The following is a 12,852-nucleotide window of genomic DNA, read 5'->3' on the forward strand; positions in this document are numbered from 1 at the left end:
CTTCTGGCCGACTGGCGGTATTACAAGAGATATGCAAATTTCATCCAGGCGGGCGACAAAGGTTGCGTTTGAAACCGGAAATGCGTTAGTCGCGCTGCTCGACCGGCGGATCAATATGATCGCTCCTGGTCTCGTTTCACCACGAATTTGAATCTGCAAATCGCCAACCAAGCCGGTAAATCTTGTTAGGAAGTCCTGGAATGATGAACACTCTGATTGATTATCGGGAAAAAATTCGCACGCATCATCGCACCGACGAAACCGAAATTCTGGATTATCTGATTTCGAATTACGGTCCGGACGAGCAGACGCGCAAGCGGATTCAGGATCGGGCGATCAAGGTCGTGCGCGAGGTTCGAAGCGCTTCCGGTCCGACATTGACCGAGAGTTTTCTCGGCGAATACGGGCTTTCCACCGACGAGGGCCTGGCGCTGATGACATTGGCCGAGGCGCTGTTGCGGGTGCCGGATAACCAGACCATCGATGCGCTGATCGAAGACAAGATCGGCCCTTCCAACTGGCGCGACCATATCGGCCAGTCGGAAAGCTCGCTGGTCAACGCCTCGACCTATGCTCTGGAGATGACACGCAGCGTAATCCATCGGCCCGAAAGCAGCGGCCCGCTGGACGCCTTGCGGGGCGCGATCAAGCGTCTGGGCGAGCCGGTCATCCGCGTCGCGGTGCGACAGGCGATGAAAGAGCTGGGCAACCAGTTCGTGCTTGGCGAGGACATGAAGCTGGCGTTGAAGCGGGCGGAGAAATGGAAAGCCAAGGGTGCCACCTATTCCTATGACATGCTGGGAGAGGCCGCGATTACGCAGGAAGGCGCGGATGAATATTTTGCCGCCTATGCCGATGCGATAAAGGAAATCGCGAAGGTCGCCGTTTCCGACGATCTGCGCGAGAACCCGGGCCTTTCGATCAAATTGTCGGCACTCTATCCGCGCTACGAGATGAGCCAGCAGGCCAAGGCCGTGCCCGAGCTTGCCGACCGCGTGGGTGAACTGGCACGCGCGGCGCGCGACGCCAATATCGGGCTGAATATCGATGCGGAGGAAGCCTATCGTCTCGGTCTCTCGCTCGACATGATCGAGATGGTGCTGAGCGATCCGCGACTGACCGGATGGGACGGCTTCGGCATTGTGGTCCAGGCATTCGGCAAGCGAGCCAGCTATGTGCTCGACTGGCTCTATTCGCTCGCGACCCAGCTTGATCGCAAGATCATGGTTCGCCTGGTCAAGGGTGCCTATTGGGACAGCGAGATCAAGCGCGCGCAAATGGATGGCGTCCCCGACTTTTCGGTATTCACGACAAAATCCGCGACCGACATCAGCTATATCTGTTGCGCGTCCCAGCTGCTGGACATGACCGACCGCATCTATCCCCAATTCGCCACCCACAACGCGCATAGCGTTGCTGCCATTCTCGAAATGGCGGGTGACAATCAGGATTTCGAATTCCAGCGCCTGCACGGCATGGGAGAGACGCTGCACGACGCCTTGCTGCGCAACGAGAAAGTGCGATCGCGCATCTATGCGCCGGTCGGCAAGCATCGCGAACTGCTCGCCTATCTCGTCCGGCGTCTGCTTGAAAACGGGGCGAACTCGTCCTTCGTGAACCAGCTCGCCAATCATGCGGTCGCCGCGGAGATGATCGCCACCGATCCGTTCGAGACCTTGGTGGCCGACCAGCAATCGAGCCAGTCGAAAATCATGAAGCCTGCGGACCTCTATCAGCCCGAACGCCTCAATTCGCGCGGATGGGATCTCGCCAACCGCACCGATCTGAATGAATATGTAGCGGAGCGCGCACCCTTTGCCGAAAAGCTCTGGCGTTCGTCGGCAATCACCGTTCGTCCGGTGACCAGCGGAACGGCGCACAAGATATTCAATCCGGCGATCAAGGACAGCCAGGTCGGCGAAGTGATTGAGGCGGACGAAAAACAAGCCGGTGAAGCAATCGAAGACGCCCGCATCTGGGACGCTCCGGTGGTCGAACGTGCCGCAGTTTTACGCCGCGCTGCCGATCTCTACGAGCAGCATCATGGCGAGATATTTGCGTTGCTGGCGCGGGAGGCGGGCAAGACCCAGTTCGATACGATCGCCGAACTGCGCGAGGCGGTCGACTTTCTCCGCTATTACGCCAAGGAAGCGGAGAAACATCCCGAGGGCAGGCCGCGTGGAATAATCAGCTGCATCTCGCCATGGAATTTCCCGCTGGCGATTTTCACCGGTCAGGTGGCTGCGGCTCTCGCTGCCGGCAACGGCGTGCTCGCCAAGCCTGCTGACCAGACACCGCTGATCGCCGCTCTCGCGACCAATTTGCTGCACGAGGCCGGTGTGCCATTGGCTGCGCTGCAATTGCTGCCCGGTGCGGGTGCCACCGTCGGTGCTGCAATCAGCGGCGACGCTCGGATCAACGGCGTGTGTTTCACCGGCTCTACCGCAACCGCGCAGACGATAAACCGCAACATCGCCGAAAATGGTCAGGCAGATTCGCTGCTGATCGCCGAGACCGGCGGCCTTAACTGCATGATCGTCGATTCGACCGCTTTGCCGGAACAATCGGTTCGCGACATTATCACTTCTGCGTTCCAGTCCGCCGGACAGCGCTGCTCGGCCCTGCGGGTCCTCTATCTGCAAGAGGATGTCGCCGAACCGTTTCTCAACATGTTATATGGCGCGATGGACGCGACCGAGATGGGCAATCCGTGGTGGCTGTCGACCGACATCGGACCGGTTATCGATCAGGCAGCGCATGACAAGATCAGCGGGCATATCGCGGCTGCCGAGAAAGAGGGCAGGTTGCTCAAGCAGCTGGACTGTCCGGATGATGGCTATTTCGTCGGACCAGCGGTGATCAAGGTCGATAATATCAATGATCTCGACGAAGAGATATTCGGACCGGTCCTGCATGTTGCCACCTTCAAGAGCGGCGGCCTCGACCAGGTGATCGCTGATATAAACGGTCGCGGATACGGGCTGACCTTCGGTTTGCAGACCCGCATCGAACGCCGCATCGACAAGCTGACCAGCGCGATGAAGGTCGGGAATATTTACGTCAACCGCAACCAGGTTGGCGCGGTGGTCGGTTCCCAGCCCTTTGGCGGCGAGGGGCTTTCCGGCACTGGTCCCAAGGCGGGCGGCCCGCATTATCTGCCGCGCTTTTTCGCAACTTCCAGACCGACAATGCCGGTGACTGACGGCACGGTTCAGATGGCGGAAACTGTTCAGGTGGCGCTCGACAATCTGCCTACGCCGGACAAACGGCCGCGCAGTTCGGAAATCATGCCCGGACCGACCGGCGAATCAAACGAGTTGTTCACTTATGCGCGGGGCACGATCCTGTGCCTCGGCCCAACGGCGGAAGATGCGACGAAACAGGCGGAGATCGCCCGGAAGCAGGGGTGTGAGACATTGATCTGCGCTCCCGGTGCCGGCGGCGATCATGCGCTCGACGGGTTCGTGCCGCGAGAAACCCTGGCTGGACTGACCGGCATCGATGCCGTGGTTTGCTGGAGCGAGATCGACGATATCCGCGCCATCCGCAAGGCGCTCGCCAGGCGCGACGGACCGCTGATCCCGATCATCACCGAGGAAGCATTTGATCACCAGTGCCTGGTAGAACGTCACGTCTGCATCGACACCACCGCCGCCGGCGGGAATGTGTCGCTGCTAACCTGACGAATGCTGCTGGATGGACGCTGTTCGTGGCGGAGATGTCGGGAAAAAACTGGATCCCCCGTGAGGATTCGAACCTCAATTAACGGAGTCAGAGTCCGTGGTATTACCATTATACGACAGGGGAGTGCCGGTGCGCGGCAATAGGCAGGGAGGGGGCTAGCGTCAAGCCTTTTGGTGGTGAAGTTTGACTAAGCTTTGATCTTGGATATCGGGCGGACAATCGAAGTGGGGCAAAACGGGGCCTGTTGCATCGAAATTCTCGGTTCTCCGGTCGCGATTGGCATTTTGCGACCGAATCCGCGTTTGTCGGAGATGTTTTCGATCGAACAGGGTTACCGGCACTTGCGTCATTGGCACCGCATCGTTATCTTCGCCCCCAAGTACCGGCGGTATTATCCGATCCGGAGAACATAAGAGTACGGTCATGGCGGATCAAGAATCCCCATCGCCGCAAGATGCAACAGGCGGGTCATCCGCAAGGAAATCCCGCCCGAACCCTGCGGCGACACATAATGGACAGAGTCGAGTTGCGCCTTCTGCCCCTCACGGACCCGGACGCTGGCCCAAATTGCGGTCCTATGCAGCGATAGATTTGGGCACCAACAACTGCCGGTTGCTGGTCGCCAAGCCTTCGTCGGACGGCTTCATCGTCACCGATGCTTTTTCGCGCGTCGTGCGTCTGGGGGAGGGGCTGGTGGAAACCGGCCGGATCAGCAATCGGGCGATGGACAGAGCGGTCGCCGCCCTGTCGATCTGCGCCGACAAGCTGCGCCGTCGCAACGTGACGCTTGCCCGCTCGGTGGCTACCGAGGCCTGCAGACGGGCCAGCAATGGTGACAAGTTCATCGAACGGGTGCGCCGCGAGACCGGTATCGCGCTCGATGTTATTACCGCCGAGGAAGAAGCGCGGCTCGCCGTGCTCGGCTGCCAGATACTGCTCGAGCCGGGCGCGGGTCCTGCGCTTATTTTCGATATCGGCGGAGGATCGACCGAGCTCGTGCTGGTCGACACGACCGGCTCGGCGCCGGAGATTGTCGACTGGCTGAGCGTGCCGTGGGGTGTCGTTTCGCTGACCGAAAGCGAGAAATTCAATGCCGACGACCCGATCGCACGTGCCGAGGCTTTCGCCTCGATGCGCGCGCGCGTGACCGACAGTTTTGCCAGTTTTGCCGAGCGGTTACCGCGGCTCGACCAGTGTGACTATCGTTTGCTGGGAACCAGCGGCACGGTAACCACATTGGCCAGCCTGCACCTGAAGCTGCCGCAATATGATCGCAAGGTCATCGACGGCCTGATCGTTCCGACCGAATCGATGCGCGAAATCAGCAATATGCTGGCCAATGCATCGCCGGACGAGCGGGCCGATATCCCGTGCATCGGCCGCGAACGCGCCGACCTTGTTGTCGGGGGCTGTGCGATACTGGAATCGATCCTCGATATCTGGCCTGCACCCCGGGTCGGCGTCGCCGATCGCGGTATCCGCGAGGGCATATTGCGCTCGCTAATGTCATCCTATGAACGGCGGTCAAGTCAATGAGTCGGGGCAGATCAGGAAGCAAGCAGCGGGTCAAGACCGCCAAGGGCCGCAAAATCGGCTCCACGCGCTGGCTGGAGCGTCAGTTGAACGATCCTTATGTCAAACAGGCGAAGGCCGAAGGCTATCGCTCGCGCGCGGCGTATAAATTGCTGGAACTGGACGAGCGGTTCAAGCTGGTGCGCAAAGCCAAGCTGGTTGTCGATCTCGGGATCGCGCCGGGTGGCTGGGCGCAGGTGGTACGCAAATATGCGCCCAAGGCCGCTATTGTCGGGATCGATCTGCTGGAAGTCGACGCGATTGAAGGGGTGACCATTTTCCAGATGGACTTCATGGATGATGCTGCGCCGGATCTGCTGATCGAAACCCTGGGCGACAAGCCGGATCTGATCCTGTCCGACATGGCGGCCAACACCGTCGGTCATCAGCAGACCGACCATTTGCGAACGATGGGTCTGGTCGAGGCTGCTGCCTATTTCGCGGTGGAAAATCTGCAGAAGGGCGGGAATTTCGTCGCCAAGGTGCTGGCCGGCGGAACCGACAACGAGCTGCTGACCTTGCTCAAGAAGCATTTCGAGGTCGTGAAACATGCCAAGCCGCCAGCCAGCCGCAAGGGCTCGTCGGAATGGTATGTGATTGCCCAGGGGTTCAAGGACAACGAGGAGCCGTCCTAATTGGCGGCGCGCGCCTTTGCGATCATTTCCTTCAGACCGTCATATCCCACAGCGCCGACTTCCGACTGATCACCGACCACCCAGGCCGGTGTCCCGGTGAACCGCATCTGTTGCGCAATCGCGATATTATTCTGGATTTCCTGCTTCGCTTCCGGCGATGCGATAAAGGCTCGCGCAGCAGCCATATCGAGACCGACCTCGTTCGCGGCAGCCTGGATCGTCGATGGCGTCGGGCGACCGGTGGCGAACATGGTTTTGTGGAAGGCATAATATTTGCCCTGTTTGGCAGCAGCCAGCGCCATCAACGCGGCGTCGTTGCTGGCCTCGCTGAGGATCGGCAGTTCGCGGAATACGACTTTCACATTCTTGTCTTCGGCAATCACCCGCGCGATGTCGCGCTCGGTCTGTTTGCAATAGGGGCAGTTGAAGTCGGAATATTCGACGACAACCACGTCACCATCGGGATTGCCGGCGAAGGCATTGCCGGCGAAAGGCTGCTCGATCTGCGCGCGCACGGCATCAATGGCGGAGGATTTCTGGCGGTTCTGCAATATTTCCACTGCTTCGGGGATGATCTCCGGATTGTTCAGGATATAGTCGCGTACGATTGCCTCGATGGCTTTCTGCTCCTTGGCATTGATGCCCGCAGCCAAGACCGCTGCGTTGACGTCTTCGGTCGAAGAGGCGCTGCCCGCTTGCCAGAACCAAACACCCAATGCCGCCGCTATGGCCAGACCGCCACCCGCCATAATCATCCACTTCCTATTTGAAACATTTTCCACAATCGGGTTCTTTCTTTGAACCATGCCCTTGGCAATGGCCGCATGGCTTGTCCAGCCTAAACGGCCTTGGCGAGGGGAGGGTGCGGCTTAGCGGCGCTTGCTGTCTCGCTCGAACTCAGCCTTGGCGATGAAGGAGATATCCTGCGCGCGAATCCAGTCGGGGGTATTTTCGGCGATACCGGACATGGCAATCTGCGAACTGCGGATGGCCGCAGCGTAATTGCGTTGGAGCAAGGAGCTTTCCGCCGTCGCCAGTTGCGCCCGCGGCATGTCGCCCTGCTGCGAATAGACCACGCCGAGTTGATACCAGGCGAAGGGATTGCGGTTGTCCTTGTTGACGGCGGCTTTGAGGACCTGTGTTGCCTCGTCGAAATATTGCGGGTCTTCGGTGGCGATCAGTGCGTGACCGAACAGGCTCGCGATCAGCGGCTGGTTGTTGGTTAGCTGGACGGCCCTGCGCAGCGATCTCAGGGCCTCGTCCGGCTTGCCGGATTCGAGCAGGATCTGGCCGTGCAGTTCGAGAAAATAGGGGTCGTTCGGTGCGGATTTCAGCAGGTTCGTGACCTCATAGAGGGCCCGGTCGGGGTAGGCGCTTTTGTGCCAGGCATAAGCGCGGGCATAGCGGCCCGGAACCGACTGGTCGCTTTCGGGATATTCGCGCAACGTCACGGTCGGATCGGCGGTAAAGCCGAGCAGCTTGGCCTTCACCCTCTGGAAGCGTGCCTCGATGTCGGGATCGGAAGGCTTGTTCCAAGCGGGATCTGCCTGATAGACGTCCCTCAGCAGTGTGACCCGTTCTCCGGACAACGGGTGGGTACGGCCGTAGCTATCCTCCTGTGGAATGCCGAGGCGGAATTCGTAGTTCTGAAGTTTCTTGAAAAAATCGATCGAGCCCTTGCCGGATATGCCGGCCTCGGAAAGATAGCGCGCGCCGGCGGAATCTGCCGACCGTTCCTGCACTCGGCTGAAGGCGAGGAACTTGCCCATCGCGGCCTGCTGACCCGCTGCCAATATTCCCATGCCGGCATCGCCGGCGCCCGCAGCAATGGCCGCAGCACCGAGGATAAGGCTGAGAATCGTGATTCCGGTCGCGGTTTTCACGCCTTCATCGAACCGGATTATATGTCCGCCGGTGATATGGCCGAGTTCATGGGCCATCACGCCTTGCACTTCATTGGCGCTATCCGCCGTCTCGATCAGGCCGGAGTAGAAAAACATCCGCTGTCCGCCCGCGACGAAGGCGTTGATCTGATTGTCGTTGATCAGCACGACCTCGACCTCTTCGGCATCCAGTTCGGATACCGCCACCAGCGGCGCCACCATGTCGGTAAACAACGCTTCGGTCTCGGCATCGCGCAAGATCGACTGGGCTGCAACCGGTTGGACGGTGATCGAGACGATCACCAGCAATGCCGCGATGAAGCGGGTCAACCGGCCAAGCGCTGGCAGATCAATGCGGGAAGGTGAAAAGGCAAATCTATTGCGCATGAATATCCTCAGCCTGGAAGTCCGGTTGGAGTTTCCTCCCCTGACATTCTTTGCCTGAACCGAGGATGAAAATGATACCGTTCCGCCTCGGAAAACCCAGGCGGAACGGTATCCATATCATTAGCCGAAGGTACGTTGCCACCAGCCGCTGCGCGGCGGTCCGTCGTTGGTTTCAGCGGTCACAGCCTCCGATTTGTCGGCGCTGTCGGGCGTTTTGGCAACGGCTTCATCTTTCGCTTTGGCAGGAGCCTTTGCTCTCGATTTCCGCGGTTTTGGTGGAGCCTTTTCCTTGACCTGCTTGTCCGCTTCAGGAGCGGCATTGTCAGACGCTTCCACGCTGTCGGCCTTTTTGGCGCGGGCTCTTGGAGCGCGTTTTGGCGGCGCTTTTTCCTCAGGCGTCGCATCAGCGGTTGCAGTCGCCGGTGCGTCGGCTGTCGCCTTGGGCTTGCGTGGAGCGCGGCGCCGTTTCGGCTTTTCTTCCGATGTTTCACCCTCTGGCGTAGCGCTTACCGCTGGCTGTTCTTCCGTGGCTTCGGTCTTGGCCGAACGGCGTCTGCCGCGCGGTTTTGCTTCGGCTTGCGGCTTGTCATCAGCATTGGCTTCCGCTGCGTCAACCGGTGCAGCATCCGCTTTGCGGGCGCTGCTACGGCGAGGACGCGGTTGAGGTTTCTCAGCCTGTTCGCCAGTTTCAGCATCATTTTGCTGAGCAGAAGCTTCACCGCTGTTTTCGCCGCCGTTTTCGGCATTGCCGGCTTCCGAACGGTCACCGCCACGGTTGCGTCTTCCACGACGGCGCCGTTTGCGTTTGGGCCGTTCCGCGCCATCATCGCGTTCCGCACGGTCTCCACGATCTGCACGGTCTTCCGATTCCGTCGCATCAGCTTCTTCGATGTGATCGTCGTCATCGTCTTCATCGACGATGGGTTCGAATTTCGGCATGTTCTTTGGCGGGCTTCCGGACGTCTGGATTTCCATCCGCGCGCCTTCGGTTTCACCATCCGGCACGATTTCGATCGAGACGCCGTAGCGCTTTTCGATATCCTCGATCTCGTGACGTTTGCTGTTCAGCACATAGATACACGCTTCCTGGCTGGTACGCAGACTGATCTGGCTGGCCTTGCCCTTTGCGGCTTCTTCTTCGAGCAGACGCAGAACCGACAGCGCGGCAGACGATGCCGTACGTACCAGTCCGGTGCCTTCGCAATGCGGGCAGACCTTGGTCGAGGCTTCGAGCACGCCGGTGCGCAGACGCTGGCGGCTCATTTCCATCAGGCCAAAGCTTGAAATCCGTCCGACCTGGATGCGCGCCCGGTCGTTCTTCAGCGCATCGCGCATCGCCCGTTCGACCTTGCGGACATTGCCGCTGCGGTCCATGTCGATGAAATCGATCACGACCAGTCCGGCCATGTCGCGCAGTCGCAACTGGCGGGCGATTTCTGCGGCGGCCTCCATATTGGTCTTGACCGCAGTCGCTTCGATACCGTGCTCGCGGGTGGAGCGTCCGGAGTTGATGTCGATCGAGACCAGAGCCTCGGTCGGGTTGATCACCAGATAGCCGCCGGACTTCAGTTGCACTTCCGGTGAATACATGGCGGACAGCTGATCCTCGACGCCATAGCGCTGGAACAGCGAAACCGGATCGGCATAGCTTTTCACCCGCTTGCTGTGGCTTGGCATCAGCAGCTTCATGAAGTTTTTCGCAGCCGTGTAGCCATTCGCGCCTTCGACCAGCACCTCCTCGATCTCGCGATTGTAAATGTCACGGATCGCGCGTTTTACGAGGTCGCTGTCGCTGTGGATCAGGCTTGGTGCGGTTGCCACCAGCGTCTTTTCGCGGATTTCGTCCCAAAGCCGGGCGAGATAGTCGAAATCACGCTTGATTTCAGGCTTGGTCCGCGAAAGTCCGGCGGTGCGAACGATACAGCCCATGCTGGTCGGCAACTTCAGATCGGCGATAATCGTCTTCAGTCGTTTGCGATCGCCCGCATTGTTGATTTTCCGGCTGATTCCGCCACCATGAGAGGTGTTGGGCATGAGCACGCAATAGCGGCCCGCCAGGCTGAGATAGGTGGTGAGCGCAGCGCCCTTGTTGCCGCGTTCTTCCTTGACGACCTGAACGAGGACAACTTGCCGCCGCTGGATGACGTCCTGGATCTTGTAACGTTTGCGCAATGCCATGCGCTTCTGACGCGCCTGATCACTGGCTTTGGGGATGCTGCCCTTGCCGCGACCACGCGTGTTGCGGCCACCGCGTCCGCGACGCGCTCCGCCTTTGCCTTTTGATTCGGCCTTGTCATCGGATGATTCATCGTCTGATTCGTCCGACTCATCACTGTCGTCGTCATCATCATCATCGTCGTCATCATTGCTTTCTTGAGGAACTTCGCCTTCGGTAACGTCGATCGTATCGACGCTGTCATCCTTGTCGACTTCAACCAACGCGGTGTCGAGCTCCTCGGTCGCTTCGCTGCGCACCATGTCGGCGGGAGAATCGTCTTCTTCCTCTTCCTGTGCGCGCAAGGCGGCTTCTTCTGCAGCATGCTCGGCTTCTTCAGCCAGCAGCGCTTCACGATCTTCTCTCGGGATCTGGTAATAGTCGGGATGAATTTCGGAAAAGGCGAGAAATCCGTGGCGGTTGCCACCGTAATCCACGAAGGCAGCCTGCAACGACGGTTCGACCCGGGTTACTTTTGCTAGATAGATATTGCCTTTAAGTTGTTTGTGCTCGGAAGATTCAAAATCGAATTCCTCAATTTTGTTCCCTTTTACGACCGCCACCCGGGTTTCTTCCTGGTGGCGCGCGTCGATTAGCATGCGCGTTTTCATTCAATAGTCTCCTGGCATGGCACAGGAAGGGGCCGGAGCCCGTTCGGGCCATGCGATATGGTAGGGATAACGGGTGTTCGCGCGCGGTCCTTTGATTAGGGGCGGGCGGCGTCATCCGGTTGATTTGAAATATTTCAGATAAAATTGCGTCTGCAACAACTGCATGGCCCTGGCCGTTGGCCAAGGTCGTTCCGCCTGTGGAAGCGCTTCCGAAACGGAAAGCTTCATAGCCGGAGATGTCATGCCTCATGTTGCGTCAACCTGGTAGATGCCGAATGATTTCCGGCATTTAGACGAACCGTGTCAGGATGTTTCCCGAAAGGTTCGATAGGTCTGCTAGCACCGCTCGGGTTAATCGGCAACATAAACTGTGAACTAGCGAAAAGGTTTCCGTGAATATCGCTGCTTGCCGATTCATGGATAACGCGCCGTTAACCGCGTCATTTTACGGCCCCTTACGAAAGCTTCCTTAATGGCTTCTTTACTCAATTGTTAGTTGCGATTTAGCCAGGAAGCCCGAGCCTATGAAAATTGACTGGACCAAAAAGGCCCGTGCGGGGCATAAGCGGGCCATGGCATATGCAACGATCATGGTCTCCGCCCTGTTGATGACCCAGCCCGCCGAGGCTGGCTCGATCAGCCGGATCGAGGCGAGCGGTTCGCAAATCACCGTTGCCTTTGATGACGTGGTCGAAGGGGCTTCGACCTTTTCCCTGATCGGGCCGGACCGGATCGCGATCGATGTTCGCGGCGGCAAGGCGGGGCAGGGCGGATATGCGTCCGGTATTGTCAAGTCTGTGCGCCAGGGGCAATATGATCCCAACACAGCGCGGATCGTGTTCGACCTCGACCGTCCGGCGGTGATCACCAATGGCGGTTTTTCTCAGGACGGAAAAAGCCTGAAGCTCAGCCTGCAAGCGGTAGGCGAGAAGCAGATCGCTCTGGGCCGCAAATCCTTCCTGCCGCCGCTGGAATTTCGCGCCGAACCGCCGAAAACCAAATATAGCGTCAAGGTTCCGCTCGGCAAGCCGCGCGACTCCGTGAGCTTGCCCATGATCCACGGGCCGAATGACCCGACCCGGCCGCTGGTCGTGATCGATGCCGGCCACGGCGGGCACGATCCGGGAGCGATCTCGCCCCACGGTGCTGCGCGCGAGAAAAATGTCACCCTCGCAATTGCACGCGCGATCCGCGACCGACTGGTCGAAGGCGGAAGAGTGCGGGTGGCCCTGACGCGCGACAGCGACGAGTATCTGGTTCTGGAAGAACGCTATGGCATTGCCCGCCGGCTCGACGCGGACCTGTTCATGTCGATCCATGCCGATGCGGCAGGGAACGAGACCGCATCCGGTGCAACCGTATATACATTGTCCGAAGTCGCTTCCGACAGGGAAGCTGCTAAACTGGCGGCACGCGAGAACAAGGCGAATATCATCAACGGCATCAATCTCGGGGGCGCGACCCGGGACGTTTCATCGATCCTGATCGATCTGACCCAGCGCGAGACCATGAACGTCTCTGCCGATTTTGCCAAATTGCTGCACCGCGAGAGCAGCCGCCAGATGAATTTCCGCAAGATACCGCACCGCTATGCATCCTTTGTCGTGCTCAAGGCCCCCGACACGCCGTCGGTATTGTTCGAAACCGGCTATCTGACCAACAAGGATGATGTCGCCTTTCTCAACTCCCGTGCAGGCCGCGCCAAAGTCGCTACCGGAGTTGCCAGCGCGATCGAGTCGCATTTCGCCCGCAAGCTGGCGATGCGCTAGCATAATTCCCCGGTGTAAATTTATCCGGTCGTACCGGCTTGAGGCAGTGCGCGATTTTCATCGATAATCGCTGGAAAATGCTCGCGAGGCGGTTTA

The 12,852-nt window shown here is 59.2% G+C and carries 7 protein-coding genes and 1 tRNA gene; 4 read left to right on the top strand and 4 right to left on the bottom strand.

Annotated features, from left to right (window positions below; all coding sequences use genetic code 11):
- Positions 1-200 precede the first annotated feature (200 nt).
- Complete coding sequence (putA, locus tag HUO14_RS03920) at positions 201-3,683, top strand: bifunctional proline dehydrogenase/L-glutamate gamma-semialdehyde dehydrogenase PutA (RefSeq protein WP_246255206.1); 3,483 nt, start codon at positions 201-203, stop codon at positions 3,681-3,683.
- Positions 3,684-3,733: 50 nt separating this feature from the next.
- Here the strand turns inward: putA and HUO14_RS03925 are convergent.
- A tRNA-Gln gene (locus tag HUO14_RS03925) sits at positions 3,734-3,807 on the bottom strand.
- A gap of 300 nt (positions 3,808-4,107) precedes the next feature.
- Between HUO14_RS03925 and HUO14_RS03930 the strand changes: the two genes are divergently transcribed.
- Entirely contained in the window at positions 4,108-5,220 is a 1,113-nt protein-coding gene (locus HUO14_RS03930) for a Ppx/GppA phosphatase family protein (RefSeq protein ID WP_176278546.1), read from the top strand.
- A complete protein-coding gene (locus HUO14_RS03935) occupies positions 5,217-5,891 on the top strand; it encodes an RlmE family RNA methyltransferase (RefSeq protein ID WP_176278547.1) in 675 nt (224 codons plus the stop codon). The genes HUO14_RS03930 and HUO14_RS03935 overlap by 4 nt, the downstream gene beginning before the upstream one ends.
- On the opposite strand, the gene HUO14_RS03940 is transcribed toward HUO14_RS03935, so the two are convergent.
- The 3 genes from HUO14_RS03940 to HUO14_RS03950 form a co-directional block, all read right to left on the bottom strand.
- A complete protein-coding gene (locus HUO14_RS03940; RefSeq protein ID WP_246255208.1) occupies positions 5,888-6,646 on the bottom strand; it encodes a DsbA family protein in 759 nt (252 codons plus the stop codon). The genes HUO14_RS03935 and HUO14_RS03940 overlap by 4 nt on opposite strands.
- 114 nt (positions 6,647-6,760) lie before the next feature.
- Positions 6,761-8,161 (bottom strand): M48 family metalloprotease, encoded by a 1,401-nt coding sequence (locus tag HUO14_RS03945; RefSeq protein ID WP_176278548.1) that lies wholly within the window; start codon positions 8,159-8,161, stop codon positions 6,761-6,763.
- Between the two features lie 120 nt (positions 8,162-8,281).
- Entirely contained in the window at positions 8,282-10,987 is a 2,706-nt protein-coding gene (locus HUO14_RS03950; RefSeq protein ID WP_176278549.1) for an Rne/Rng family ribonuclease, read from the bottom strand.
- Positions 10,988-11,511: 524 nt separating this feature from the next.
- Between HUO14_RS03950 and HUO14_RS03955 the strand changes: the two genes are divergently transcribed.
- A complete protein-coding gene (locus HUO14_RS03955; RefSeq protein ID WP_176278550.1) occupies positions 11,512-12,756 on the top strand; it encodes an N-acetylmuramoyl-L-alanine amidase in 1,245 nt (414 codons plus the stop codon).
- Positions 12,757-12,852 lie beyond the last annotated feature (96 nt).

Origin of the sequence: Parasphingorhabdus flavimaris (assembly GCF_013371215.1) — a bacterium.
In the GTDB taxonomy this organism is placed as follows: domain Bacteria; phylum Pseudomonadota; class Alphaproteobacteria; order Sphingomonadales; family Sphingomonadaceae; genus Parasphingorhabdus; species Parasphingorhabdus flavimaris.